At 67.5% G+C, this 25,256-nt stretch carries 25 protein-coding genes; 16 read left to right on the top strand and 9 right to left on the bottom strand.

Annotated features, from left to right (window positions below; genetic code table 11):
* Positions 1-12: 12 nt before the first annotated feature.
* The 4 genes from OG921_RS10985 to OG921_RS10970 form a co-directional block, all read right to left on the bottom strand.
* A complete protein-coding gene (locus OG921_RS10985; protein WP_266112458.1) occupies positions 13-636 on the bottom strand; it encodes a hypothetical protein in 624 nt (207 codons plus the stop codon).
* 73 nt (positions 637-709) lie between these two features.
* Positions 710-1,276, bottom strand: coding sequence for a hypothetical protein (locus OG921_RS10980; protein WP_266112457.1), 567 nt, complete (start codon positions 1,274-1,276; stop codon positions 710-712).
* 28 nt (positions 1,277-1,304) lie between these two features.
* Complete coding sequence (locus OG921_RS10975) at positions 1,305-1,787, bottom strand: RidA family protein (RefSeq protein ID WP_266112456.1); 483 nt, start codon at positions 1,785-1,787, stop codon at positions 1,305-1,307.
* A 14-nt stretch (positions 1,788-1,801) separates the two neighbouring features.
* Positions 1,802-2,374: a histidine phosphatase family protein gene (locus OG921_RS10970; RefSeq protein ID WP_266112455.1), complete on the bottom strand. Its 573-nt coding sequence runs from the start codon at positions 2,372-2,374 to the stop codon at positions 1,802-1,804.
* A gap of 131 nt (positions 2,375-2,505) precedes the next feature.
* Between OG921_RS10970 and OG921_RS10965 the strand changes: the two genes are divergently transcribed.
* From OG921_RS10965 to OG921_RS10930, 8 genes are all read left to right on the top strand, one after another.
* Complete coding sequence (locus tag OG921_RS10965; RefSeq protein WP_266112454.1) at positions 2,506-3,681, top strand: acyl-CoA dehydrogenase family protein; 1,176 nt, start codon at positions 2,506-2,508, stop codon at positions 3,679-3,681.
* A gap of 8 nt (positions 3,682-3,689) precedes the next feature.
* Complete coding sequence (locus OG921_RS10960; protein ID WP_266112452.1) at positions 3,690-4,817, top strand: acyl-CoA dehydrogenase family protein; 1,128 nt, start codon at positions 3,690-3,692, stop codon at positions 4,815-4,817.
* A gap of 158 nt (positions 4,818-4,975) precedes the next feature.
* Positions 4,976-5,200 carry a hypothetical protein gene (locus OG921_RS10955; protein WP_266112451.1) on the top strand — a complete coding sequence of 75 codons (225 nt, stop codon included), beginning with the start codon at positions 4,976-4,978 and terminating at the stop codon, positions 5,198-5,200.
* A gap of 90 nt (positions 5,201-5,290) precedes the next feature.
* The gene (locus tag OG921_RS10950) at positions 5,291-6,547 is read left to right on the top strand and encodes an aspartate aminotransferase family protein (RefSeq protein ID WP_266112450.1); all 1,257 of its coding nucleotides are present in this window, start codon (positions 5,291-5,293) and stop codon (positions 6,545-6,547) included.
* Between the two features lie 34 nt (positions 6,548-6,581).
* Positions 6,582-9,431: an FAD-binding and (Fe-S)-binding domain-containing protein gene (locus tag OG921_RS10945; protein ID WP_266112790.1), complete on the top strand. Its 2,850-nt coding sequence runs from the start codon at positions 6,582-6,584 to the stop codon at positions 9,429-9,431.
* Complete coding sequence (locus OG921_RS10940) at positions 9,428-10,873, top strand: NAD-dependent succinate-semialdehyde dehydrogenase (RefSeq protein ID WP_266112449.1); 1,446 nt, start codon at positions 9,428-9,430, stop codon at positions 10,871-10,873. The genes OG921_RS10945 and OG921_RS10940 overlap by 4 nt, the downstream gene beginning before the upstream one ends.
* A 9-nt stretch (positions 10,874-10,882) precedes the next feature.
* Positions 10,883-11,581, top strand: coding sequence for a GntR family transcriptional regulator (locus OG921_RS10935; protein ID WP_266112448.1), 699 nt, complete (start codon positions 10,883-10,885; stop codon positions 11,579-11,581).
* Positions 11,578-12,531: a D-2-hydroxyacid dehydrogenase gene (locus tag OG921_RS10930; protein WP_266112447.1), complete on the top strand. Its 954-nt coding sequence runs from the start codon at positions 11,578-11,580 to the stop codon at positions 12,529-12,531. Before OG921_RS10935 ends, OG921_RS10930 begins: the two co-directional genes overlap by 4 nt.
* A gap of 86 nt (positions 12,532-12,617) precedes the next feature.
* On the opposite strand, the gene OG921_RS10925 is transcribed toward OG921_RS10930, so the two are convergent.
* Complete coding sequence (locus tag OG921_RS10925) at positions 12,618-13,355, bottom strand: maleate cis-trans isomerase (protein WP_266112446.1); 738 nt, start codon at positions 13,353-13,355, stop codon at positions 12,618-12,620.
* Between the two features lie 82 nt (positions 13,356-13,437).
* Here OG921_RS10925 and OG921_RS10920 point away from each other — a divergent pair, with 82 nt between their 5' ends.
* Positions 13,438-13,932 carry a DUF3830 family protein gene (locus tag OG921_RS10920; protein WP_266112445.1) on the top strand — a complete coding sequence of 165 codons (495 nt, stop codon included), beginning with the start codon at positions 13,438-13,440 and terminating at the stop codon, positions 13,930-13,932.
* Here OG921_RS10920 and OG921_RS10915 read toward each other — a convergent pair.
* Positions 13,876-14,673: an Asp/Glu/hydantoin racemase gene (locus tag OG921_RS10915; RefSeq protein ID WP_266112444.1), complete on the bottom strand. Its 798-nt coding sequence runs from the start codon at positions 14,671-14,673 to the stop codon at positions 13,876-13,878. The two genes, OG921_RS10920 and OG921_RS10915, sit on opposite strands and share 57 nt — an antisense overlap.
* A gap of 388 nt (positions 14,674-15,061) precedes the next feature.
* On the opposite strand from OG921_RS10915, the gene OG921_RS10910 reads away from it, so the two are divergent.
* The 5 genes from OG921_RS10910 (at position 15,062) to OG921_RS10890 (ending at position 19,567) form a co-directional block, all read left to right on the top strand.
* Positions 15,062-16,483, top strand: coding sequence for an amidase (locus tag OG921_RS10910; RefSeq protein ID WP_266112443.1), 1,422 nt, complete (start codon positions 15,062-15,064; stop codon positions 16,481-16,483).
* 73 nt (positions 16,484-16,556) lie between these two features.
* Complete coding sequence (locus OG921_RS10905) at positions 16,557-16,925, top strand: hypothetical protein (protein WP_266112442.1); 369 nt, start codon at positions 16,557-16,559, stop codon at positions 16,923-16,925.
* The gene (locus OG921_RS10900) at positions 16,922-17,527 is read left to right on the top strand and encodes a DUF3558 domain-containing protein (RefSeq protein WP_266112440.1); all 606 of its coding nucleotides are present in this window, start codon (positions 16,922-16,924) and stop codon (positions 17,525-17,527) included. Before OG921_RS10905 ends, OG921_RS10900 begins: the two co-directional genes overlap by 4 nt.
* A 196-nt stretch (positions 17,528-17,723) precedes the next feature.
* The gene (locus tag OG921_RS10895; RefSeq protein ID WP_266112439.1) at positions 17,724-18,869 is read left to right on the top strand and encodes a WXG100 family type VII secretion target; all 1,146 of its coding nucleotides are present in this window, start codon (positions 17,724-17,726) and stop codon (positions 18,867-18,869) included.
* Entirely contained in the window at positions 18,866-19,567 is a 702-nt protein-coding gene (locus OG921_RS10890) for an ESX secretion-associated protein EspG (protein WP_266112438.1), read from the top strand. The genes OG921_RS10895 and OG921_RS10890 overlap by 4 nt, the downstream gene beginning before the upstream one ends.
* Positions 19,568-19,569: 2 nt before the next feature.
* Here OG921_RS10890 and OG921_RS10885 read toward each other — a convergent pair whose 3' ends face one another.
* Positions 19,570-20,505: a hydroxymethylglutaryl-CoA lyase gene (locus tag OG921_RS10885; RefSeq protein ID WP_266112437.1), complete on the bottom strand. Its 936-nt coding sequence runs from the start codon at positions 20,503-20,505 to the stop codon at positions 19,570-19,572.
* Between the two features lie 13 nt (positions 20,506-20,518).
* A complete protein-coding gene (locus OG921_RS10880) occupies positions 20,519-21,289 on the bottom strand; it encodes a deoxyribonuclease IV (RefSeq protein ID WP_266112436.1) in 771 nt (256 codons plus the stop codon).
* A gap of 179 nt (positions 21,290-21,468) precedes the next feature.
* Between OG921_RS10880 and OG921_RS10875 the strand changes: the two genes are divergently transcribed.
* The gene (locus OG921_RS10875; RefSeq protein WP_266112435.1) at positions 21,469-22,245 is read left to right on the top strand and encodes an ABC transporter ATP-binding protein; all 777 of its coding nucleotides are present in this window, start codon (positions 21,469-21,471) and stop codon (positions 22,243-22,245) included.
* The gene (locus OG921_RS10870; RefSeq protein WP_266112434.1) at positions 22,245-24,779 is read left to right on the top strand and encodes an ABC transporter permease; all 2,535 of its coding nucleotides are present in this window, start codon (positions 22,245-22,247) and stop codon (positions 24,777-24,779) included. Before OG921_RS10875 ends, OG921_RS10870 begins: the two co-directional genes overlap by 1 nt.
* A gap of 23 nt (positions 24,780-24,802) precedes the next feature.
* Here OG921_RS10870 and OG921_RS10865 read toward each other — a convergent pair whose 3' ends face one another.
* Positions 24,803-25,234 (bottom strand): nuclear transport factor 2 family protein, encoded by a 432-nt coding sequence (locus OG921_RS10865; RefSeq protein WP_266112789.1) that lies wholly within the window; start codon positions 25,232-25,234, stop codon positions 24,803-24,805.
* Positions 25,235-25,256: the final 22 nt, after the last annotated feature.

The raw sequence follows: 25,256 nt of genomic DNA, 5'->3' as shown, positions 1-25,256 counted from the left end.
GCGGTGCCGTGATTACGCCGGTGGCGGCGGGGGTGCCGGCTCGACGTTGAACAGTCCGACGGTCGGCGCGACGAAACAGGTGGCGGCCGGATAGGTCACCGTGCCCCACAGTGCGGCCACGATGTTTCCGGGGCCCGAGTCGACGACCCTGGCCAGCGACGGCAGGTTGTATTCGGTCACGCCGTCCAGCGGTGTCACCCCGCTCGCCCCGGTGTTCACGTTGAGCCAGGCCACGTTGAGCCCCGAGCCTATGGCGTATCCGGTGTAGGCGGGGGCGGCCTGGAAACGGATCTGACCCGCCCCGGTGTTGGCGCCCACCGCGCCGCCGGCGCCGCTGGCCGCGGTCAACGTCACGCCGGCGGAGCAGCCGAAGGTCGGTGCCATGTAGGCGAACTGTGCGTAGGTGCCGGACACCTTGGTGCGGGCGCCGGTTTCGATCGCACTCACCGCGAGCCGGGCTTGCAGCGAATCACCCGCGTCGGTGCGCAGCTGGTCGAGGCCATCGCGCACCTGTGTCGGCAGGCTGCGATCGACGGCTGGGGCGGCGGATGCCGGTGCGGTGACACCGAGAGTGACGGCGGCCGCGGTCAGGACGGCGGCCGCCGCGGCACGGCGGGCGGTAGTGGTGACGCTCAAAATTCGCTCCTCGCTCCCCGGGGTCGGGTTGACGCGAACCTACCAGCAGGTCGGTGCCGCAACTCGGGCAGTTTCACCCGGCGATATCGACGACGAGTCGGGTCGGGTTCGACAGCGTGCTGATCCGGTATGCGGGCTTCGCGCCCCGCACCCCGATGACCGATCGGGTGACGCCTTCGTAGACGGCACCGAGGTAGGCCGCGTTCACCACCTCGGCGCTCGGTTCGGCGAGCGGGTTGGCGCCGGAATACGGCTCGATGCCACTGTCGAACGGATAGGACGTGCCGGTGATGGACACTTGCAAAATCGATTCGCCGGGCACCTCGATCGGTTTGCCGCTGCCGTCCTGCACGGCGCTGTGGACGTAGCTGGCCCGGTAGCCGGGCGTGCCGGTGCCGCCGAATTCGTAGACCACCCGGTCGAAGCCGTCCTGACGCCCGATGCGCAGGTCACGCACGGTCAGGTCGGCGTCGGTCGTGTGCTCCGCGGACTTGTCGGCATTGTCGGCAGGGATTGGTTCGGTCGTGGTGGTGGTGGCAGTGCCGGCGGTAGCCGCCGGTGTGGACGTGCCGCCCTCGTTGCACGCCGACGAAATGAGGGCCGCCGCGGCGATGACGACCAGCATGCCGATGTTACGCATGTTGCGTATGTTACTCGCCTGTGCGCGCTCAGCCGTCGATCTCGACCTCGGCGGAGATCACCACGGCGTTGTTCATCGGCAGCGCGGAATGTCCGAGCGCGGTGCGGGCGTGCGCGCCGACCTGTGCGCCGAACACCTGGGTTACGAGATCGGAGAACCCGTTCAGGATCACCGTGGTCTGCGGAAATCCCGGCGCGGCCTGCACCGCGCCGGATACGGTCAGCCACGCGCTGACCCGGTCCAGGTCGCCGAGGGTGCGGGCCAGTGTGCCGAGCATGGACAACGCCGCGGCCCGCGCCGCGTCGATGGCGTCGTCGACGCTCACTTCGGTCGGTACCCGCCCGAACGGGCCCGCGAACGATCCGTCCGGCTGCTGGGCCGAGTGTCCGGACAGATACACGCGACTGCCCCGCACCCGCGCCCATTCGAAGGCGAACTGAAACCCGGGCGGTGGCTCGGGAGCCGCGGGGAGCGTCAAACCGAGTTCGGCCAGTTTCGCCTCGATGCGCACGACGCCTCCAGGATTCAGATGTCCATACTCGGGATATCGATGCCGTTGATGCTGCGCACTTGCCAGCCGTCGTCGTCCACGCCGACCGTGCTGACTCCGGCGTTGAGGATGCGCGGGGAACGGCGAGTCTGCAACAGCACGTCGAGGATCGCGCGGATGACACCGCCGTGCGCGACCACGATCACGGCCGAGTCGGGGTGCTCGGTGTGCAGCTCGGACAGCGTGCGAAGCCCGCGCCGAGCGACCTCGATCCGCGGCTCCAGCCCGGGATAAAGCCCGTGCGGCCATTCGTAATACGCCTCGTAGTCGGTCAGGCCCTCGGCCTCGCCGTAGTGGCGTTCACGCAAGTCCGGATAGCTCGCGGAGCGAGTGAGGCCGAGTTCGGCGCCGATCAGGTCGGCGGTTTCGGACGCGCGCGACAGCGGTGAACTCACCAGCACGTCCCAGTCGCTCGCCGCGAGCCGATGTGCCGCCTCGCGCGCCTGTGCGCGGCCGGTGTCGTTGAGTGGGACGTCCGAGGAGCCCTGCAGCCGGCCGTGCCGGTTCCAGTCCGTCTCGCCGTGCCGCACCAGCGCGAAGTAGGTCATCGCGGCGCGCAGTGATCGCTCATATTGACCGATGAGCGTAGCCGAGTGGCCGGCGAGACGGCGGCGCCCAAGCACAGCTGGGGGTGGAGTACGTTGCGAAGAGAAACTCCCAAAGCCGCGAGGAATCAGCTATGAAACTGGCGCTAACGGACGAGGAACGCGCGTTTCGCGATGAGCTTCGATCTTTCTTCACCACCGAGATCCCTGCCGATGTTCGGGAACGGGTTGGCAACGGCGTCGAGTTGCGCCGCGAGGATTTCATCAGCACCCAGCGGACTCTCAACGCCAAGGGGCTTGCGGTGCCGAACTGGCCCGTCGCGTGGGGCGGACAGGACTGGACCCCGACGCAGCGGCACATCTGGCTCGACGAGATGCAGCTGGCCTGCGTCCCGGAGCCGCTGACCTTCAACGCGAACATGATCGGCCCGGTCATCGCGGAGTTCGGCTCGCAGGAGATGAAAGAGCGCTTCCTGCCGCCGACCGCGAACCTCGACATCTGGTGGTGCCAGGGCTTTTCCGAGCCCGAGGCCGGTTCGGATCTGGCCTCGCTGCGCACGACCGCGGTGCGCGACGGCGACGAGTACGTCGTCAACGGGCAGAAGACCTGGACGACGCTGGCCCAGCACGCGGACTGGATCTTCTGTCTGGTGCGCACCGACCCGACTGCGCCGAAGCGCCAGGCCGGCATCTCGATGCTGCTCATCGAGATGGACACGCCGGGCCTGACCGTGCGCCCGATCAAACTGATCGACGGCAGCTACGAGGTCAATGAGGTGTTCTTCGAGAACGTCCGGGTGCCCGCCGATCACCTCGTCGGCGAGGAGAACCGCGGTTGGAGCTACGCCAAGTTCCTGCTCGGCAACGAGCGCACCGGTATCGCCGGTGTCGGTCGAACCAAGGTGAAGCTCGGTGTCGTGAAGGAGCGCGCCGCGGCGACCAAGGTGGGTGGCGGCACGCTGCTCGACGATCCGTTGTTCGCTGCGCGCCTCGCCGAGATCGAGAACGAACTGCTCGCCCTCGAAGTTACCCAGCTGCGCGTGGTGTCCGGGTCGGCCGACGGTGCGCCGAATCCGGTGTCGTCGGTGCTGAAGCTGCGCGGTAGCGAACTGCAGCAGGCCGCCACGGAGCTGCTGCTCGAGGTTGCCGGGCCGGACGCACTGCCCTATCGGGCAGGCCCGGGTGTCGCGTCCCCGGACTGGGCGCAGCGCACCGCGCCGTCCTACCTGAACTACCGCAAGGTGTCCATCTACGGCGGATCGAACGAGGTGCAGCGCACCATCATTGCCTCGACGATTCTGGGATTGTGAGGCGCGCCATGGACTTTCAACTCACCGAAGAACAGGCGCTGCTGCGCGATACGGCGCGCGAACTGCTCGGGCGCAGCTACGACGCGGAGAAGCGCAACAAGGTCATCGAGACCGAACTCGGGTGGAGCCGGGACGTGTGGCGTCAGCTCGCCGAGACCGGTCTGCTCGGGCTGAGTTTCACCGAGGAGAACGGCGGCATGGGGGCCGGCCCCGTCGAGACCGCAGCCGTGCTGACCGAGATCGGCCGCCGGCTCGCGCCGGAGCCGTTGCTGGACGCGGTGCTGCTGCCCGGCTGGCTGATCGAGGCGGCGGGCAGCGCGGAGCAGTGCGCGAAGATTCTGCCGCAGGTCGCCGAGGGCGCTTCGCTGCTGGGTTTCGCGCACGCCGAGCCCGGTTCGCGGTGGCCCGACACCGATCTCGCCACCGTCGCCTCGCACGACGAGTCGGGCTGGCGGCTGACCGGCAGCAAAAACCCTGTGCCGCACGGTGATTGCGCGGATCAACTGGTGGTCAGCGCAAAGCTGCCCGACGGTGGGACCGGGCTGTTTCTGCTCGATCCCGCGGCCGATGGTGTGGCACGTACCGGCTACCGCACCTACGACGGGCTGCGCGGCGCCCAGCTCGATTTCAGCTCCGCACCGGCCGAGCCGCTCGGCGAGGCAACGGATGCGGCGACGCACATCGAGGCGGCGGTGGTGCGTGCCCAGGACGCCCTGTGCGCGGAAGCGGTCGGCGCGATGGACGAGGCGTTGCGGCTGACTGCCGAATACCTCAAGGCCCGCAAGCAGTTCGGTGTCCCGCTCGCGAAGTTCCAGACGCTGACGCAGCGCGCGGCGGACATGTACGTCTCGCTGGAGATGGCCCGCAGCATGAGCACATACCTCACGATGTCCATCGAGGACGACCGGATCGATACGGTCATCGCCTCACGGGCAAAGCTGCAGGTCGCGCGCTCGGCCAGGCACATCGGGCAGGAGGCGGTGCAGCTGCACGGCGGTATCGGCATCACCGCCGAATACCCGGTGTCGCATTACGTCGCGCGGTTGACCGCGATCGAGCAGACTTTCGGTGGTGCGCGCGAGCATGTGCAGGTGCTCAGCGCTCGGCTGTCGGACTACGCGCGCGTCGAGTTGTAGCCGGCTTTCTCCACCCCGGACACGTCGGTATCGGATTGGTATCGGCGCAGGTGATGGCGCGTGTCGCGGCATGGTGTCAGGTGGGACTCCTCGTAACCTGTGTGACGCAAGTTAACTACTGAGAATCCCTACCACCTTTCGTGAGGAAGTTCAGTCCAATGGCATCTGTCGTTTCGAAGTCCATCGGGTGGTGTGCTTTTGTCGCCGGTCTCATCGGGGCCGGGATCGGAATTGCCTGGCTGCAGGTGGTTCCGGCGGTGCTGTGTCTCATCGTTGCGTCCGTCTCCGGACTCATCCTGCTCAAGATGCGGGCCGAGGAGCAGGGCCGGCTCGAACCGGTCGAGGCTCCTGTGCGGGCTATGGCCGGCACCTCTGCCGGCTGAAATCCGTCCAGGACCCTGGTGGGAGCGCCTTCGCTCCCGCGCTAGTTGTAAATTGTTGACAATCTGTCGGTCAGGCCCAACCATTGGTGCATGACGACGCTGAGCCCGATCCTCAAGCAGGCCACTCCGGTGGTCGTCGATCACGCCGAAGGCAGCTGGATCTTCGGCACCGACGGACGCCGCTACCTCGATTTCACCACCGGCATCGGTGTGACCAGTACCGGTCACTGCCATCCCAAGGTGGTCGAGGCAGCGCGCGCCCAGGCGGGCTCGATCATCCACGCGCAGTACACGACCGTGCTGCACCGTCCACTGCTCGAACTCACCGACAAGCTCGGCGAGGTCCTGCCCCGAGGGCTGGACAGTGTCTTCTATGCGACCTCCGGCTCCGAGGCGGTCGAGGCCTCGATCCGGCTCGCGCGCATGGCAACCGGGCGGCCGAACATCATCGCCTTCCATGGCGGTTTCCACGGCCGCACCGTTGCCGCCGCGTCGCTCACCAGCGCAGGCACCAAGTTCCGCAGCGGGTTCGCGCCGCTGATGGCCGGTGTGCATCTCGCGCCGTTTCCCTACGCGTACCGCTACGGCTGGGACGTCGACACCGCCGTGGACTTCGCGCTGCGCGAGCTCGACTACCTCCTGCAGACGGTGTCGAGCGTGCCCGATACCGCGGCATTCATCATCGAGCCGGTGCTCGGTGACGGTGGCTACCTGCCGACGCCGCCGCGCTTCCTCGACGGACTGCGCGAGCGCGCCGACCGGCATGGCATCGTGCTGATCATCGACGAGGTGCAGGCCGGTGTCGGTCGCACCGGAAAGTTCTGGGGGCACGAGTATTCCACCGCCACCCCGGACATCATCATCACGGCGAAGGGGCTCGCGAGCGGATTCCCCATCTCCGCGATCGCCGCGTCGAGCGAGCTCATGTCCAAGGCCTGGCCCGGCTCGCAGGGCGGCACGTACGGCGGTAACGCGGTCGCGGCGGCGGCGGCGGTCGCGACCCTCGACGTGGTGCGCGAGGAAGGTCTGGTCGAGAACGCGCGGGTGCGTGGCGATCAGCTCGGGGCCGCGCTGCAGGAACTGCAGGCCCAGCATCCGCAGATCGGTGATGTGCGTGGTCTCGGACTCATGCAGGCACTCGAGTTCACCACGGCCGAGGGCGAGCCCGACCCCGCTGCGGCGGTGGCGGTGCAACAGGCCGCCGTGGACCAGGATCTGCTGCTGCTCACCTGCGGCGGCTACGGCAATGTGGTCCGCGTGGTGCCTGCACTGATCGTGCGCGCGGACGAGATCGCCGACGGCGTACAGCGGCTTGCCGCGGCACTGAAGGTGGGTCTGGGTGGTTGATACCCCGCTGCTCGGCGAACTTGCCGGGGGCGCGATCCACCTCCGGCGCGGAGCCCGCGGAGCGCCCCTCCTCGACGACGGACCACGCCGCCGCGCCGAGTATTCCTACGACGCATCGAATTACCGCGTCTCGCCGTCCGCCGTCGCCTTCCCGCGTGATGTCGACGAGGTCGCCGCGATCGTGACGGCCTGCGTCGGGGACAGCGTGCCGATCACCTCGCGTGGCGGCGGCACCTCGATGGCCGGGAACGCGGTCGGGACAGGAGTGGTGATCGACTTCTCCCGGTACATGAACCGAGTGCTCGACATCGACGTCGAGAACTCCACCGCGACAGTACAACCCGGCATCGTTCTCACCGACCTTCAGGCCGCCGTCGCGGCCGCGTCGGACGGCCGGTTGACCTTTGCCCCCGACCCGTCGAGCAAATCCCGGGCGACGGTGGGCGGGGCAATCGGCAACGATGCCTGCGGCAACCACTCGGTGCGCTACGGACGCACCTCCGATCACGTGCTCGCGCTGCACCTGGTGACCACGGACGGGTATCGGCTCATCGCGACACGCACCGGACTGCACGCCGCCGACCCGGACGATGTGCGCGCGGTCGCGCAGGCAGCGGCGATCTCGGATGCGATGCGCGAACTCACCGACGAGTACCTCGCCCAGTTCCGGGTCGAACTGGGCCGAATTCCGCGCCAGGTATCCGGCTATCATCTTGCGAACCTCTTGCCGGAGAACGGTTTCGATGTCGCTCGTGCGCTGGTCGGTAGTGAGGGCACCTGCGCGGTCATCGTGGCCGCGAAGGTCGCGCTCGTGCCGGTGCCGCCGGCGGCGATGTTGCTCAGCCTCGGCTACCGCGACGTGGTGGACGCCGCACGCGATGTCATGACCATCCTCGAATACGAACCGGCCGCGGTCGAGGGCATCGACGCCGCGATCGTGGAGACGATGCGATTTCGCCGCGGCGACGACTCCGTGGTCGGGCTGCCCGAGGGACAGGCCTGGCTCTACGTCGATCTCGACGGGCCGGACCCGGAAGAGGTGCGCGCGAAGGGTGCCGAACTGCTCGATCGGTTGCGCGGTGCGGGCCGGCTCGTGGACGGCCGGGTCGTGCACGACGCCGCCGAGCGGGCCTCGCTCTGGCGCGTGCGCGAGGACGGGGCGGGCCTGGCCTCACGACTCGCGGGTGGTGGCGAATCATGGCCCGGCTGGGAGGATTCCGCGGTCGCGCCGGATCGGCTCGCCGACTACCTTGTCGAGTTGCGCGTCCTGCTCGACGAATTCGGGCTCACCGGTGTCATGTACGGACATTTCGGCGCCGGCTGCATGCACGTGCGTATCGATTTCGACCAGCGCACCGAGGAAGGCCGGGAAGTGATGGCCGCCTTCCTCGATCGGGCCGCACGGTTGTGCGTGCAGTTCGGCGGTTCGGTTTCGGGTGAGCATGGTGACGGCCGCGCCCGCTCGCAGGTGCTGCCACTGATGTACTCGCCGTCGGTGATGTCGGCGTTCGCCAAGTTCAAGCAGCTGTGGGATCCGCAGGCGTTGCTCAATCCCGGCAGCATCGTGGATCCGGCGCCGACCATGGCGGATCTGGCGCTCGCGCATACCGATAACCGCGACTGGTCGACGACATTCGATCTCGGTTCCGGCCACGGTGTCGCACCCCTGCTGCACGCCGCGCAGGGCTGCGTCGGCGTCGGCCGGTGCCGGTCGAGTAGCGGCGGGGTGATGTGCCCTAGTTTCCGCGCCACGCGCGACGAGAAGGACTCCACCCGTGGGCGTGCTCGCGTGCTGCAGGAGATGATCCGTAACGCGCCGACCGTCGAGGCGGGGTGGCGCTCCGACGAGGTCCGTGAGTCGCTCGACCTGTGCCTGTCGTGCAAGGCCTGTTCCACCGACTGTCCGACCGGCGTGGACATGGCGACGTACAAGTCCGAGTTCTTCGATCACTACTACCGCCGTCGCCGCCGGCCGATGTCGCACTACAGCCTGGGCTGGCTGCCGGTGTGGGCGAAAATAGCGGGTTGGACCGCGCCGCTGGTGAACCGGCTGGCCCGCAGTGCGATCGCACCGACCGGCATGCGCCTGGCCGGACTCACCACCGAGCGGACGTTGCCCGACTTCGCGTCGCGGCGCCGGTTGCGGGCGGAACTGCGGCCCTCCGAGCCGAACCCCGACGCCGTGCTGCTGGTCGACACGTTTACCGCGGCCTTCCGCCCGCACGTCGCCGGTGCCGCCCAGCGCGTGCTTGCCGACGCCGGCCGGCGCGTGGAGTGCCGCACCGACGCCTGCTGCGGGCTGACCTGGATCTCGACCGGTCAGCTGCGGCGGGCGCGCAAAGTGCTGCAGAAGACCGTTGAACGCCTCGACGATGGCGGCACCGCGCCGATCATCGTGATCGAGCCCAGTTGCGCCGCGGCCCTGCGCAAGGATCTGCCCGAACTGGTGCACAGCGCGGCGGCGCGGCGCGTGGCCGAGCGCATTCGCAGCTTCTCGGCCGCGATCGGCGAGCTCACCGCATCGGGCTGGCAGCCGTCGGTGCCGCTGCCCGAACGGGTGACGGTGCAAACACACTGCCACGAGTACGCCACGTTCGGTAACACGACGCAGCGTCGCGCGCTCGCCGGCATCGGCGTGATCGAGGTTGCCGAGGCCACCGGATGTTGCGGCGTCGCGGGCAACTTCGGCTTCGAGGCCGACCACTACGGGCTGAGTATGCAGGTCGCCGAGCAGGGACTCGCGCCGGCATTGCGGGACGGCCCACCCGATTCGACCGTCTTGGCCGACGGATTCAGCTGCCGAATGCAGGTGGATCAGCTCGGCAGGGAATCATTGCATCTAGCCGAATTGCTCGACCCCGATCGCCAGGAGGACCAACCGTGACCGAGAGCCGTATCGCCACCGAGCTCTACATCGACGGCAAGTGGGCGCCCGCAGAATCCGGCGCCACTTTCACCGTCATCAACCCGGCGACCGAGCAACCCGTCGCCGAGGTCGCGGACGGTTCGGTCGCCGACGCCGAGCGGGCGATCCGTGCTGCTGCCGCCGTGCAGCGTGACTGGGCGCGCACCGCACCGCGCGAACGCAGCGAGATTCTGCGGCGTGCCTACGAGTTGATCCTCGACCGCACCGACGAACTCGCCGCGATCATGACGGCGGAGATGGGCAAACCACTCGCCGAGGCGCGGGGCGAAGTTGCCTATGGCGCCGAATTCTTCCGCTGGTTCTCCGAGGAGGCGGTCCGGATCGGCGGTGACCACACCACCACCGGCGACGGCAAGAACCGGATCATCGTCACCCGCGAGCCGGTCGGCCCGTGTGTCCTGGTGACGCCGTGGAACTTCCCGCTCGCGATGGGCACCCGCAAGATCGGCCCGGCCATCGCGGCCGGCTGCACGATGGTGTTCAAACCCGCCGAGCAGACTCCTCTCACCGCGCTGGCGCTCGCCGGGATCCTGGAGGAGGCCGGTTTGCCCGCGGGCGTCCTGAACGTAGTGCCGACCAGCAATCCTGGTGCGGTCGTGCGGCATTGGCTCGAAGGTGGCATCGCGCGCAAGCTCAGCTTCACCGGATCGACGGACGTCGGCAAGCTGCTGCTGACGCAGGCGGCGACGACAGTGATGCGGACCTCGATGGAACTCGGCGGCAACGCTCCGTTCCTGGTGTGCGCGGACGCCGACATCGACCGCGCGGTCGAGGGAGCGATGATCGCCAAGCTGCGCAACATGGGCGAGACGTGCACCGCGGCCAATCGGTTCTTCGTGCACCGCAGTGTCGCAGAGGAATTCGCGACCAAACTGGCCGACCGGATGACGTCACTGACCGTCGGCGACGGCGCCGCGGACGGTACGGACATCGGGCCACTCATCGATCGGGCGGGCCTGGAGAAGGTGGCACGACTCGTGGCGGATGCGCGCGATCGGGGTGCCAGGGTGGTCACCGGCGGTACGGCAGTCGAGGGTGCGGGCTACTTCTACCCGCCGACCGTGCTCACCGACGTCGGTCCGGACGCGGAGTTGATGAGCACCGAGATCTTCGGGCCGGTGGCCGCGATCACGGTGTTCGACGATGAAGAGGATGCGGTGCAGGCCGCCAACGACACCGAGTGGGGGCTGGTCGGGTACGTCTACACCCAGGATGTCGATCGCGCGTTCTCCCTCAGCGAGCAGCTCGAGGTTGGCATGGTCGGTCTCAACGCCGGGCTGGTGTCGAACCCGGCCGCACCGTTCGGCGGTGTGAAGCAGTCCGGCCTCGGGCGCGAGGGCGGCCGAATCGGGATCGACGAGTTCCTCGAGTACAAGTATCTCGCCATTCCGCGGAGCTAGGAGACTGCTATGACCCGACGCCTCACTCCGCTGAACGCGCAGCAGACCTCGGTGGTGATCGCCGACCGGCTGCGCGAACGGATCCTGGACGGCTCGTACGCGCCGGGCGAGCAGCTGTCGGAAGCCAATCTTGCCGAGCAACTGGCGATTTCGCGTGGCCCTGTGCGCGAGGCGCTGCAACGACTCGCGCAGGAGGGCCTGCTCGTCAGCCACCGCAACCGCGGCGTGTTCGTCGTCGAGCTGACGCCGGGTGACGTGACGGAGATTTACGCGGCTCGGGAGGCGATCGAACTGGCTGCGGCCCGAACCGTTTTGGAGGGGAATCCGGCGCTGCGCGAGTCCGCGATTACCCGGCTGGCGCGCGTCGTTGCGACGATGCCCGACCTGATCGCGGCGGGGGACTGGAAGAACCTGGCCAAGCAGGACCTGAAGTTCCACGCCACCCTGGTCGAGGCGACCGGCAACTCGCGGATGGTACGGATCTATTCGACGCTGGCCGCGGAGGCACGAATCTGCATGGTGCACTTGGAGAATGCCTATCACCGGCCGGAGGCGCTGGCCGAGGAGCATCAGTATCTGGTGGATCTGCTGGCGACCGGGCCGTGGGATGTGCTTGCCGAGGCGATCCACACGCACCTGCGCACCGCCGTCGAGGACCTGACGATGCTGATGGCACAGCGCGAACTGGCGGGGCAGCCGAGCCTATGAGCCGACCCGTCATCGCAGTTCTGCATGCCGACCACCGACCCGTGGCCCTGGACGAATTGCCGGCCGAGATCCGCTACGCCACGACGGAGACGCTGCACGAACAGTTGGTTGGAGCCGACGTCCTGCTCGTCTGGGACTTCTTCTCGGCGGCGCTGCAGGAGGCGTGGAATGCTGCCGATGCTTTGCGATGGGTGCACGTCGCAGCTGCCGGCGTCGACACGCTGTTGTTCGACGAGTTGGTCGAATCCGATGTGCTGGTGACCAATTCGCGCGGGATATTCGACCGGCCGATCGCGGAGTTCGTGTTGGCGAGCATGCTCGCGTTCGCCAAGGACATGCCGGCCTCGGCGCGATTTCAGCGCGACCGAGTCTGGCAGCACCGCGAGACCGAGACTATCGAGGGAAAGCGGGCGCTGGTGGTCGGCACCGGTGCGATCGGCCGGGAGACGGCCCGACTGCTCCGTGCGGTGGGCTGCGACGTCACCGGTGCGGGTCGCCGCGGCCGCGCCGACGATCCGGACTTCGGGGTCGTGCACGAGAGTGCGGATCTGGCGGACCTCGCGCCCGACGTCGACTACTTGATCCTGTTGGCGCCGTTGACCGACGCGACGCGCGGCATGGTCGACGCGAAGGTGCTCGCGGCCCTGCCGTCGTCGGCGCGCCTGATCAACGTCGGCCGCGGCGAACTGGTCGTCACCGACGATCTCGTGACCGCGCTGCGGGGCGGGACGATTGCCGGCGCCGCACTCGATGTCTTCGACGAGGAGCCGCTACCGGCCGATCATCCGCTCTGGGAGTTGGACAACGTCCTCGTCTCACCGCATATGAGCGGGGACGCGACCGGCTGGCGGGAGCGGCTGGAGCGGCTGTTCGTGCGCAACTTCGAGCGCTACGCCGCGGGGGAGCAGCCGCTCAACATCGTCGACAAGCACAGCGGCTACGTCCACTGAGCTCCGCACACTTCCTGTTGTCCCGCATAGGGTTCCGTGTGCTGCAACGTGTGCGCGGCGTCGGGAAGTGTGCGACGAAGGGCCGGTCAGACCCCGACGGCGTCCCGGAACAGCCGCCCGAGCCCGACACGGTGCACCGGGGCCCCGACGAGTCGTAGCGATTTCCATACCGTCACCTGATTGGCGGTGAGGACCGGTTTGCCGAGTCGCTGCTCGAGCAGTTCGAGGTGAGCCGCGGTGTGAAACGCGGTGTCCGGCAGCAGCACCGCCTGTGCCGCTGGGTCGTCGCCCGCGACGGTGATGTCGAGCAGTCGGTCCGCGGTGAGTGTGCCGACCTCGGCGGCGGTGATGATTTCGTGGCTGCTGACCTTCGCCACTTCGATACCGCCGGCGTTGAGGAAATCGACGAAAAGCGCTGCCACATCGGCAGGATAGGTCGCGGCGACGGCCACGGTCTTCAGCTCGAGCGCGCGCAGCGCGTGCACGAACGCCAGCGACGTGCTGGACGCCGGCACGCCCGCATGCTCGGCGAGCCCGCTCGCCTGCTCGTGTGCACCATCCCAGCCGTAGGCGAAGCTGCCGCTGGTGCACGCCCACAAGACAGCATCGATCTGCTTGTCGCGCAACGCATCGGCACCCGCGGCGAGGGTCTCCGGCCGGCCCCAGTCGAGCAGGGCGTCGAGTCGGTGTGCGTCCTCGTTCATCAGCGTGTGCTGCACGGGCAGTGTGACGTCACCGCCGAGCAGCGCCTCGAACCGCGGGTAGTCGTCCTCGGCGGAGAACCCGGGGTAAAGGATTCCGATCGTGGGCTCGTGGGTGCTCATGCGCCTCCTTCGTAACGAATCCGTATGATTGTCAACAATCTACACTTTGCAGGAGAACCGCGAACTTGGAAAGGGGCCGTCCGTGACCCGATACATCGATATTTCGTTGACCAAGCGTGGCGTGACGTGTGTGGCGGAGCTGCACGACGATCTCGCACCGCGCACCTGCGCGGCCGTCTGGGGCGCGCTGCCGCAGGAGGCCGGGGTCTTCCACGCGAAGTACGCGCGCAACGAGATCTACACGCTCGTCGACGCGTTCGCGCCCGAGGAGCCGGGCCCGGAGAACCCGACCATCACGCCGATTCCGGGTGATGTCATGTACTTCACCTTCGAGCCGTGGCAGCTGACGCCGAAGTCGCACGGCTATGGCGGCGACGCGGCACCGAAAATTGACCTGGCGCTGTTCTACGAGCGCAATAATCTGCTGCTCAACCCGGATTTCGGGTTCGTGCCGGGCAATGTGTTCGCGACGATCGTGCGCGGCCTCGACGAGATTGCCGAGGCCGCGCAGGATCTGTGGTTACGCGGTATGGAGGGCGAGTCGCTGCGATTCGAGCGCCGCGAGGGTGGCCTTTGACGGACTCCGGCGACGGCGATGCCAGGTGTCGAGGAAGAGCCGCTGCTTGATGTCGGGTTGTTTGATCCCGGCAGCACGCAGTGCGGCCCAGATCGACACCTGGTTCGCCGTGAGCACGGGCTTGCCGAGTTCGGCTTCGAGCTCGCGGATGAGCCCGTAGGTGCGCAGGTTGGTACAGCTGATGAAGACGGCATCCGCGTCGGGATGGTCGCTGGCCAGCACCAATTCGCGCACGTGCTGCTCGGGAACCTGCCAGATCCGCTCGGCGTGGCCGAGTCCGATGCTGTTGACCACCCCGACATTGCTCTGATCGAGGAAGGCGCGCAGCCGGTCGGTGACGCTGTCGAGGTAGGGCGTTGCCAGCGCCAGGCGTCGGACGCCGAGCGCATGGCACGCGTTCACCAGCGCGCCGGCCGTGGTCACCGTCGCCGGTGCGCCGGATTCGCCCATCACCTCGTGCATGTACCGCTCCCAGGCGGCGCCGCGGATGAAGCTGCCGGACGTGCACAGGTAAACCACGGCGGCGGGCTCGGTGGTGAGCAACTGCTTGGTGGCGTTGCGGATGGTCGATTCGTCACTGATCGACTCGGCCATCGCGACCGTCGAGGGAAGACCGAGCTGCGGAGTCCGGGTGACAAGGAGGGAAACCCGCTTGGGTGTCCACTTCCAGATCTCACGGTCCAGCGCGAAATCGTAGGGAACTATGACCCCGAGATAGGTCTGGTCTGTGGTCACGCTCATCGGTTCACCCCCTGGCAGGATTGTCAACAATCTACGATCCTGGTGCGACGTCGAACCATCACGTTCGATTGTGAAGCTGATATGTAGATCGATCGGCTCCGGGGCGTTTCGTCCGCGTAAATCCTGGAGTCGAGCTACGCGCCGTCGTCGTGCCGTGGCCTCAGTGTGCGGCCTACAACCCCGGCCGCGCCAGACAACGCGCGCACATTTTTTCGCGATTTCGCGTGGCGGTCCGCAGTGTTGTCGGACATGCATGGCTGACGGGGACGATGTTCCCGTTCGGGACGTCGGCCTCGGGTGATGCTCCGGTAGAAAGAGCAGGTCGGAGGCCTAGCTGGACGTCAACGCGTGCCGCCGCTAGATTGTTGACAATCTACTATCCGGAAGGGTGACGACCGTGCCCGATCAGCGACCCGCGGACCTTGCCGACTGGACCGCCACCGAACTCGTCGCCGGTTACCGGCACGGCGATGTTTCGCCGGTCGAGGCGACCGAGTCGGTACTCGATCGAATCGGCAAGGGCGACCAGGTCCTCAACGCCTTCACACTCGCCGACGCCGAGGCGGCCCTGCCCGCCGCGCGCGAATCGGAGCGGCGCTGGCGCACCGGGCAGCCGGCGAGCCCCCTCGACGGGGTTCCCACCTCCATCAAGGACCTGCTGCTCACTCGCGGATGGCCGACCCAACGTGGCTCGAAGAGCGTCGACCCGAATCAGGATTGGCCGGTTGATTCGCCTGCGGTCGCGCGGCTGCGCGAAGGGGGCGCCGTGCTGGTCGGCAAGACCACCACGCCCGAACTGGGCTGGAAGGGCGTGACCGACAACCCGCTAACCGGGATCACCCGGAACCCGTGGAATCCGGCGCGCACCAGCGGCGGGTCGAGTGGTGGTGGCGCGGCGGCGGTCGCGGCGGGCATGGGACCGCTCGCGGTCGGCACCGACGGCGGCGGCTCGGTGCGCATCCCGGGCAGCTTCTGCGGTGTCGTCGGGTTCAAAGCGACGTACGGAACGGTGCCGATCTATCCGCCGAGCCCGTTCGGCACACTCGCGCATGTCGGTCCGATGACGCGCACCGTCGCAGACACGGCGTTGATGCTCGACGTCGTCACTGGACCGGATTCGCGGGACTGGTCCGCGCTGGCGACGCCGACCGCGCCGTTCCGGTTCGCGCTCGACACCCCACTCACCGGTCTGCGAGTGGCGTTCAGCGCCGACCTCGGCCACGTCGCAGTCGATCCGGAGGTCGCAGACCTCGTCGCCCGGGCCGTGGAGGTGCTCGGCGAACTCGGCGCACAGATCGAAACGGTGGATCCCGGTTTCGACGACCCGGTGTGGGCATTCGAATGCCTGTGGTTCGCGGGCGCGGCGAAGGCCACCGAACACCTCACCGACGGCCAACGCGCCGAACTCGATCCCGAACTCGCGAAAGCATGCGAACAGGGTCGCTCCTACAGCGCGCAGGACTATCTGGAGGCGACCGCGCGCCGGATGAACCTCGGCGTGCAGATGGGCGCCTTTCATGAGCAATACGACCTGTTGGTGACCCCGACGATGCCGATCGTGGCTTTCGAGGCCGGTCGCGACGTGCCGGAAGGGTCGAGCGCGAAGTGGTGGACCGGCTGGACGCCGTTCACCTACCCGTTCAACCTGACCCAGCAGCCCGCCATCACCGTCCCCTGCGGCTTCACCGCCACCGGTCTGCCCGTCGGCCTGCAATTCGTCGGGCCGCGGCACGCCGACGTGCGCGTGCTCAACGCCGCGAAGGCCTACGAGGACAACACGAATTGGTGGCGGCAGCGCCCGAATTTGTAAAAGGGCGGAACCCGCGCGGGTACGGCTGCGTCCTACTATCTGAAGCCGTCAACCACGGAAGCGGGGGTTCAGGATGACCGGCGAGGCGCAAGGCGGGCTGGCGGCGTTCCAGGCCGGGGTCGGCAGTGGGGAGCTGCGGATCGAGGACGGGGTCGCGGAGAAGATCGCGGGGATCTTGGATGACCTCGCCGCTTCTGTGGGCAAGAGCGAAGTAGATGTTGCGGATGCCGCTCACCCGCAGGGGTTCGGGACGTTTGGTTCCGGAGATCAGCTCCAGGCTGGATTCGAAGGGAAAGTCGGTCAAGCTCGCGAACACCTCGGTCAGTTCGTCGCCCAGATCAAACAACTCGCGGGCAGCGTACGTGCCGCCGGTGCCGCATATGCCAATCAGGACGTGGCTACGGGGGGCGCCATCGACACCGTGGGCGAGGGCGTTAAGTGAAGGTTCGCCTTGTTGGCATCGGACTCGTCTTGTCGGGTGCGGCGATCTTGGTCGCTTGCGGCACGGAAGGGGAGTCGGTCGAGGAGACATCAACGCTTGTCGCATCGTCGGCCGTGCCGTCAAAGCTCGCTGAGCCGGAATTGGGGTCGGGCCAGCCGCCGATCCCGTTTGATCCGTGCCTCGATATTGATCCCGCGGTCCTGCGTGATGCGGGTCTCGACCCTGCAACGCTCGAACGCAAAGACCTAGTCGGTGACGTGACTTCATCGATTGGCTGCTCCGTCGATGGTGACGAGTTGGCTGCGAGCATCTTCGCCAGGAACGGTACCTACGATGAGGAATTGGCGGATGATCGTCAGTTGCGTCGGCCTGATCGACCGTCAATAACGGAGACTTCGATCAACGGTCGGGACGCCTTCTATGGGCTTAGCCGCACTGGTGATTCGACCTGCCCCGTCGTGATGCGTACGGGATTCGGCCACGTCTACATCGACGGCCTACTTTTGAACGATAGAACGACCGATGGACAGGTTTTGGACTTGTGCACCGAGACCGTGCGAATTGCCACCGCAATCGAACCATCGCTGCCGGGAGGAAACTGAAATGACCGAATCGCTTCCGTTCATTCCGCCAGAAGTGCTCCGAGCGGCTCGGTCCAGTGCGGATCAGGCTAACGCCGAGAAAGTCGCCGATACGCGTGCGGGAGAGCATACCGCCGCGGTCGATCCAGATTACGTCGCGACGCTCGAAGCGTTCGAATCATTCTCCCACGCAGAGATCTTCAACCATGTTCGGAGGATGGACCCAGGCAATTTGCACACTGCCGCCGATCGCTGGCACGACACCAGCACCAAACTCTCCGCCTCCATCTTCGCCGCGCTCCTCCAAATCTCCGGCACCATGAAAGGCGGCTGGAGCGGCACGGCGGCCGACGCGTTCGGCAACGCGCTGACCGACGTCTCCAAGACCTCCCACACAGCGCAAGAGGTGATGGGCTCGGTCACTTCCCGTCTCGACCAGGCGGGCTACGCGGTCTCCGCGATCAAGACCGCGGTTCCGCCGCCCGAGCCCGAGCCGACTCCCGCGGACACGGTCCTCGCGATCATCAGTGGTGACACTGCATCGAACACGAAGCAGCAGGCTGAACGTGCGGAAGCTGCTCGCCAAGAAGCGATTCGGGTGATGAACAGCATCTACGTGCCGACTTTGAAGCCGGTCGGGGACGCGGTGCCCGCATTCGTGGCGCCGGGCGCCCTCACCTCGAGCGGCGATAGCAGTACGTGGTCCGGCGGAATCAATGGCACTCTGACCGGAACCAACGGCAGCACAGGCGGTTTCGGTGGTTCCGGCGGATCGAACGGCGGTTCGGGCGAGACACCGTCGGGCGACCAGGGCGCAACCGACGCCATTGCCGGTAACGATGCCACGAGCGGTCAGGGCGGCACCGACGCGACGGGCGCGGGAAGTACCCCGGACGCGACCCGCGCGGCGAGCGCCGGAACCAACCCGAATTCCCTTACCTCCCCGGCAAACTCGGCCGCGGACGGCTCGACCTCGGGCAGCGGCCTAGCCGGCGGTCACGGCAGCGGCTCCGGTTCGGGCAGCTCGGGCGGAGGCTTCCTCGGCGGCACGGGAGCGCGACGTGACGACAAGAAACGCGAGGGTACCGAGGGGATGACCGGCCTGGGCGTCGGTGCGCTCGGTGGTGCGATGGCCGGTGCCGCCGCCGGCAGCGAGACCATGCGGCCCGGCCAGAGCGTCGCGGCCGCGGCCAAAGCGATGCCGCCGGCGGGCATGGTCCCGGCAGGACAGCGTGGAAAGGGCGAGGGCGACAAGGAGCACGAGACGCCCGCGTATCTGATCACGGCGGAGAACGGCAGCGAGTTGATCGGTCACATCGATCCGATCGCGCCGCCGGTGATCGGCGTGTGGGACGAGGCGTGAACTGGACCTTCACGCCCGATCAGTTCGTCTACGCGTGGGAGGTGGCCGACGCAGACCGGATGCCGTATCCGCTGAGTGTGCGCCCGTCGGCGCGCACGGAAGATGAACGGGCCGAACATCTTCGGGAGTTGGCGCCGTGGCGTGCGGGAACCGTCGATGCGGAATTGCAGGTTGCGCTCGGCTTGCTCGCGCGCGCGCCCATCCGGCTGACCGCTTTCGGCACCGACGGGCCGGCAAGGGTGCGCATCCTCGGCGCCGCCTCGGGTCCGACCGCGACGGTGGTCGGCCAGTCCGCCGGCGAGCCGGGTGAGCTGAGCCTGTGGTTGGGCAAGCGTGCGGAGTTGGTGGCGCAGTTCGTTACCCAGCTGCCCGAACGCCCAACCGGGCGCGAACAACGCCGGGCGGCGCCGTTCGACGAAGTGCAGCGCGAGCCCAGCATGCTGACCTCGCCAACAACCGCGACGGAATCGAAACACATCCGGCGCGTGCTGCGTCAACCGAAAACGGGTGTCGGATACCTGTTGGCGGAGTTACAACTCGAATCGCACGCTCCGCCCGTCGAACGGTCACTCTCGTGGGTCGACGTCACCGACGACGGCCGCTACCTGGTGCGACCGGGCGACCGCGTCGAGCTGATTCCCGCTGCACGCGAGGTCGTCATTACCGAGCTGCAGAAGCTGCTCGCGAAAGCGGCGTAGACCTAGCCGCGCTCGAGCACCCACTCGAAGGCGTTCGCCTTCGAACGCGCCCCCTGCACGGCCTTCGACCGATTCGGTTCATCCAGTTCGGTGAGTGTCTGCTCGGTCAACACGACCAACGATTCCAGCGTGTCCGGGGTGAACCAGTCCGGGCGGGTCGCGAACAGCAGGTCCTCGGTCGAGGTGTTGCCGCTCGCGCCGGGGGCGAAGGGGCAGCCGCCGAGTCCGCCAAGGGAGCCGTCGACCACCGAGGCGCCCGCCGCGATCGCGGCGAGGCTGTTCGCGACGCCGAGGCCCCAGGTGTCGTGCCCGTGAAAGACTATGCGGTGCTCCGGGTTCCGTGCGTGCACCGCGCCGATCAACGACGACACCTGCGCGGGAACGGCCTGCCCGAGAGTGTCGGCGATGACGATGTCGCAGGCGCCGTCGGTGCGGTCGTCACCGACGATGTCCATGACCCGCTGCGGGTCGATCTGTCCCTCGAACGGGCAGGTGAACGACGTTGCCAGGCATAGCTGAATCCGTGCGTCCGCGTCCCTGGCGAGCTGCACGGCCACCGGCATCGCCGCGACGCTCGCTTCGGTGTTGCGCCCGATGTTCGCCTCGTTGTGCGCGTCCGAGACCGAGAAGCAGTACTGGAAGTTGCGGGCCCCGGCGGCGAGGGCGCGTTCGACGTGCCGCGGCGTGGCCACCCAGATCCAGCACCGCTCGAGTTCCTCGGGCGTCAGCTCGGCGATGAGTTCGAGCGTGTTCGCCATCGGCGGCACCAAATCCGGCCGGGCCATCGAACCGATCTCCAACTCGGCGACTCCGGCCGATAGCAGCGTCCGCGCGATCTCGACCTTCCGGTCGGTCGGGAGCACCTTGCCGGTCAGCTGCAACCCGTCCCGCAACGTGACGTCACGCAGCGTTGCGCGCGGCTCGAACGCGTACGTCATGATTCCCTCTCGTTCAGCTCACGTGTTCGCGCAGGTACGCCAGGTCGTCGGCGACACCACCTTCGGGCGTCTCCAGAATCACCGGTGCGCCCGCCGTTCGGCACACCTCGGCCAGCAACTCGGGGTCGATCGTGCCGTCGGCGAAGTTGGCGTGCCGGTCGCGGGCGGAATCGAACTCATCGCGGGAGCTGTTCAGGTGCACGAGATCGATCCGGCCGGTGATCGACTTGATCCGGTCGACGACGCCGACCAGTTCCTCGCCGCCGGCCCAGGCGTGGCACGTGTCCAGGCAGAATCCGGCGCCGTAATCGCCGACCGCGTCCCACAGCTTGGCGATCGAGTCGAAGTAGCGGGCCATGGCATGGTCGCCGCCCGCGGTGTTTTCGATCAGGATCGGGACCGCGAAGCCGCCTTTGTCCTCCTGCCGTTCGAACAGTTTGCGCCAGTTCTCGATGCCGGTGGCGACTTCCTCCTGCTTGCGGACGTGACCGCCGTGCACGACCAGACCGAACGCGCCCAGCTCCGCGGCCGCCTTTGCCTGCAGGTCCACCGCCTGTCGGGACGGCATCCGGAGCCGGTTGTTCAGGCTGGCCACGTTGATCTGGTACGAGGAGTGCACGACCACGTCGATCGGGCTGGCGAGAATCTGCTCGGCCTTCGGGTGCGGCTTCGGCTTCTCCCACCCCTGCGGGTCGATGACGAACATCTGGATCAAGTCGGCGCCGAGCTTCTCACCGAAACCGATCGGGTCGCCGTCGTTACGTGCGTGTGCTCCAATCCGCATGTTCGCAGCCTAACGAGCGGTCCCGACAGGGCCGAACCCCGAACCGAAATTCAGGGTCCTCCCGGATGGCGCGGCCGAGGTCGCCTCGACAAGGATGAATCGGACAGTGCCGCTCGCCGGCGCGTCGCGCGCCGCGATGTAGTGCGGCGGCATACGGATTTGGGACACGAAAGGCAGTCATGACGTCGCAGGCCATCGGCAGCGAAACCGGAGATACCGCCACCACGGAGACGACCGCCGCTCGCGCCGTCGACCTGACCAAGGTCTACGGGTCGGGGGACACCCGGGTCCGCGCACTGGACGGCGTATCGATCGGCTTCACCCGTGGCGAGTTCACCGCGATCATGGGGCCATCCGGGTCGGGTAAGTCCACCTTGATGCACTGCCTCGCCGGCCTGGACAACGCGACCGAGGGCTCGGTGCGCATCGGTGAGACCGACCTGACCGGGCTGTCCGACAAGCTGATGACGCAGCTGCGCCGCGACCGCATCGGGTTCGTGTTTCAGGCATTCAACCTGGTCCCGACGCTGACCGCGCTGGAGAACATCACGCTGCCGCTCGATATTGCGGGTCGCAAGGTGGACCGCGAGTGGCTCGACAACGTCGTCGGCCGGCTCGGGCTTTCCGACCGGTTGCACCACCGCCCCGCCGAACTGTCCGGCGGGCAGCAGCAACGCGTCGCCTGCGCGCGTGCGCTCGCAGGCAAGCCGGAGATCATCTTCGGCGACGAGCCGACCGGAAACCTGGACTCACGGTCGTCGGGCGAGGTGATGTCGATTCTGCGCGCAGCGGTCGACGAGTTCGGCCAGACGGTCGTGATCGTGACCCATGATCCGCGCGCCGCGAGCTATGCCGACCGGGTCGTGTTCCTCGCCGACGGCCGAATCGTGGACGAACTGCGCGAGCCGACCGCCGAAGCTGTGCTGGACAAGATGAAGTCTCTGGAGACGAACTGATGGCCTCGATCGTCGGTTCTCCCATGCGCAAGGTGTCGTTGCGCAATCTCGCCGCGCACAAACTGCGGCTCGTTCTGACGGTGCTGTCTGTCGTGCTCGGTACCGCGTTCGTCGCCGGATCGTTCGTCTTCACCGACACCCTCAAACACACCTTCGACGGGATCTTCGACGAGGTCGCCAAGGGCGTCGACGTGCGCGTGAGCACCGAGGAGGAGTTGTCGAGCGGGGTGCCGTTCACCGTCGGTGCGCAACTCGCCACCATCGACGGCGTCCGCGCGGTCGCGCCGGGGACCTCGGGCCAGGTCGTGCTGCTCGACAAAGAGGGCGACCCGGTGCAGACCGGCGGTGCGCCCAGCATCGGCGAGTCGTATCTGCCGCCGGGTCAGGCGATCGAGGAGCCCGCCAAGTTCGTCGAGGGCTCCCCGCCGGCGGTGCCGGGCGAGGTCGCGATCAATGTCGGTGCGGCCGAACGTGCCGGGCTCGCCGTCGGCGATCCGACGAAGGTCCTCGTCCCAGCGCGCGGCACGATCGACGTCAAAGTCGCCGGCATCTACTCGATCCCGTCGGACACCGGCGGTTTCATCGGCGTCCAGTTCGTCTCCGACCAGGCCCGCCAACTGTTCACCGATGGTGAGCACGTCGCCTACTTCGATGTGGCCGCCGACGGCGTAGCGCAGGAGGAACTGCGCGATCGGGTGGCGCAGGAATTTCCGGATCTGAAGGTGCAGACCGGTACCGAGGTACGCGACGAACAGCTCGACCAGATTCAGCAGGCGCTCAGCTTCATCAACTATTTCCTGCTCGCGTTCGGCGCGATCGCGTTGCTCGTCGGCACCTTCATCATCTACAACACCTTCTCGATGATCGTGGCGCAGCGGCTGCGCGAACTGGCGTTGCTGCGCGCGGTCGGCGCAAGCCGAAAACAGGTCGGGCGTTCGGTCGTGCTCGAGGCGTTGATCATCGGATTGATCGGCAGCGTCATCGGGCTCGCGGCGGGCGTCGGGCTCGCCTACGGACTTCGCCAGCTGCTCAACGCCTTCGATCTCGGGCTGCCGTCCGGCACGCTGCAGTTGTCGCCACGCACGGTGGTGGTCGCCCTCGTGGTCGGTGTCGTGGTGACGGTGCTCAGCGCGTACGCGCCCGCCCGGCGAGCCGCGAAAACCCCTCCGGTGGAAGCGATGCGCGAGGAGTTCGTCTCGGTCGGCGAGTCGCTGCGGGTGCGCACCATCATCGCCGCAGTGCTCGGCGTCCTCGGGGTCGTCGCCGTCGTGCTCGGGGCGTCCTCGACCGGCGGTGGGGCGGCCGCGACCGTCGGCGTCGGTGCGCTGGCCCTGATCTTCGCGGTGCTGCTCGGTGCACCCTGGCTGTCTCGTCCGGTTGTCGGCGGCCTCGGTGCCATCTTCGCCCGCCCGTTCGGCACGGTCGGCCGGCTCGCGAGCACCAACGCGGTCCGCAACCCGCGTCGCACCGCGGCAACGGCTTTCGCGTTGACGCTCGGCCTGATGCTCGTCTCGGTGATCGGGATCTTCGGGTCGTCGGCGAAGGCCAGCGTCGACCAGATCATCGACAACGGCGTGAAGTCCGACTATGTGCTGCAGGGGCCGCAGATGATGGGTGTCCCGGTCGGTGCGGCCCCCGCCGTGCGTGCGGTGCCGGGTGTCGCGGAAGCGGTGTCCGTTCATTTCGTGCTCGCGAAGGTGGGCGACAAATCGGCGGGCAACGGCGTCGCGGTGAGCGGCCCGATCGAAGACGTGTTCGACATCGACATTCTCGACGGCAGCGCGACCCTGCCGGACAACGGAATGCTGGTCTCGGACACCGAATCCGACGCGAAGGGCTGGCGGCTCGGGGATACCGTGACGCTCACCAGCAACGACGGGGAAGACGTCCCGGTCCAGGTGAGCGGCATCTACAAGACCACCGGACTGCTCGGCAGCTGGGTGGTCTCCGAGCAGGCGTACCAGCAGATCACGCCGGAGAGCCTGCGCTCGGACTTCCTGGTCATGGTCAATGCGGCACCCGATGTCGACCCGGAGACCCTGCGCGGGCCGCTGGAGCAGGCCACCGACCCGTTTGTGATCGTGCAGGTGCAGGACCGAGAGGAGTTCAAGGGTGCGCAGGCAGCGCAGATCGATACCCTGCTCGCCGTGCTCTACGGTCTGCTCGCGCTGGCGGTCGTGATCGCGATCCTGGGCATCGTCAACACACTCGCGCTATCGGTGGTGGAGCGGCGCCGCGAGATCGGCATGCTCCGCGCGGTCGGTATGCACCGCAAGCAGGTTCGACGCACGATCTATCTGGAGTCCATGCTCATTGCCGTGTTCGGTGCGCTCGTCGGCGTGCTGCTCGGTCTCGGGCTCGGCTCCGGGTTCATCCGGACCCTGCGCGATCAAGGCCTCGAAGTGATCGCGGTGCCGTGGGGTCAGGTCGTCGCGATGCTGATCGGTTCGGCTGTGGTCGGCGTGCTGGCGGCGCTGTGGCCCGCGGTGCGCGCGTCGCGAATTCGGCCGTTGGAGGCCATCGTCGACGTGTAGCGCCGGCCCGGCCGCGACCTTCGTCAGGCCGCTGCGAACGGGTTGTTGTCGAACCAGACCATCTCTTCGCGTAGGTCGCGGCTGCGCCAGCCGTCGGGCGTGCGGACCACCTGATGGTGGTAGCAGCCGCCGCAGAAGCTGGGCCCCTCGACACCGGGCAGTTGCAGCGGGTTGTAGAACATCGCCCGCACGGTAGCGGCGTCGCCGTCGAGGTCGATCTCGATGTTGGTGACGAAGTGCTGCGACATCGGCAACAACGCCAGGCTCGTGCGCAGCCACTCGGCGATCTCGTCGCGGGTGCCCGCCGCGCCGGCGGGAGCGGCCGTGTAGTCCACGTGGGCATCCTCGGTAAATACCGTGAGCCACAGGTCGAGATCCCGGCTGTCGACCGCCCGGCAGTAGCGGTGCAGCAACGCCGTGATCTCGAGTTGATCGCTGATCTGCTGGATGTCCATCATGTTCGTGTCTCCTGTCGTC

Source organism: Aldersonia sp. NBC_00410, from assembly GCF_026342035.1.
Lineage (GTDB): Bacteria > Actinomycetota > Actinomycetes > Mycobacteriales > Mycobacteriaceae > Aldersonia.
This window is presented reverse-complemented; position numbering and strand designations above follow the sequence as displayed.

What these genes read in the sequence shown, in the direction of transcription:
- OG921_RS10905 (WP_266112442.1), top strand. Translation starts at nt 16,557, where the DNA reads ATGACCGGCGAGGCGCAAGGCGGGCTGGCGGCGTTCCAGGCCGGGGTC.
- OG921_RS10885 (WP_266112437.1), bottom strand. Translation starts at nt 20,505, where the DNA reads ATGACGTACGCGTTCGAGCCGCGCGCAACGCTGCGTGACGTCACGTTG.
- OG921_RS10895 (WP_266112439.1), top strand. Translation starts at nt 17,724, where the DNA reads ATGGACCCAGGCAATTTGCACACTGCCGCCGATCGCTGGCACGACACC.
- OG921_RS10935 (WP_266112448.1), top strand. Translation starts at nt 10,883, where the DNA reads ATGACCCGACGCCTCACTCCGCTGAACGCGCAGCAGACCTCGGTGGTG.
- OG921_RS10925 (WP_266112446.1), bottom strand. Translation starts at nt 13,355, where the DNA reads ATGAGCACCCACGAGCCCACGATCGGAATCCTTTACCCCGGGTTCTCC.
- OG921_RS10965 (WP_266112454.1), top strand. Translation starts at nt 2,506, where the DNA reads ATGAAACTGGCGCTAACGGACGAGGAACGCGCGTTTCGCGATGAGCTT.
- OG921_RS10875 (WP_266112435.1), top strand. Translation starts at nt 21,469, where the DNA reads ATGACGTCGCAGGCCATCGGCAGCGAAACCGGAGATACCGCCACCACG.
- OG921_RS10880 (WP_266112436.1), bottom strand. Translation starts at nt 21,289, where the DNA reads ATGCGGATTGGAGCACACGCACGTAACGACGGCGACCCGATCGGTTTC.
- OG921_RS10955 (WP_266112451.1), top strand. Translation starts at nt 4,976, where the DNA reads ATGGCATCTGTCGTTTCGAAGTCCATCGGGTGGTGTGCTTTTGTCGCC.
- OG921_RS10930 (WP_266112447.1), top strand. Translation starts at nt 11,578, where the DNA reads ATGAGCCGACCCGTCATCGCAGTTCTGCATGCCGACCACCGACCCGTG.
- OG921_RS10970 (WP_266112455.1), bottom strand. Translation starts at nt 2,374, where the DNA reads ATGACCTACTTCGCGCTGGTGCGGCACGGCGAGACGGACTGGAACCGG.
- OG921_RS10870 (WP_266112434.1), top strand. Translation starts at nt 22,245, where the DNA reads ATGGCCTCGATCGTCGGTTCTCCCATGCGCAAGGTGTCGTTGCGCAAT.
- OG921_RS10950 (WP_266112450.1), top strand. Translation starts at nt 5,291, where the DNA reads ATGACGACGCTGAGCCCGATCCTCAAGCAGGCCACTCCGGTGGTCGTC.
- OG921_RS10980 (WP_266112457.1), bottom strand. Translation starts at nt 1,276, where the DNA reads ATGCGTAACATCGGCATGCTGGTCGTCATCGCCGCGGCGGCCCTCATT.
- OG921_RS10915 (WP_266112444.1), bottom strand. Translation starts at nt 14,673, where the DNA reads ATGAGCGTGACCACAGACCAGACCTATCTCGGGGTCATAGTTCCCTAC.
- OG921_RS10960 (WP_266112452.1), top strand. Translation starts at nt 3,690, where the DNA reads ATGGACTTTCAACTCACCGAAGAACAGGCGCTGCTGCGCGATACGGCG.
- OG921_RS10865 (WP_266112789.1), bottom strand. Translation starts at nt 25,234, where the DNA reads ATGGACATCCAGCAGATCAGCGATCAACTCGAGATCACGGCGTTGCTG.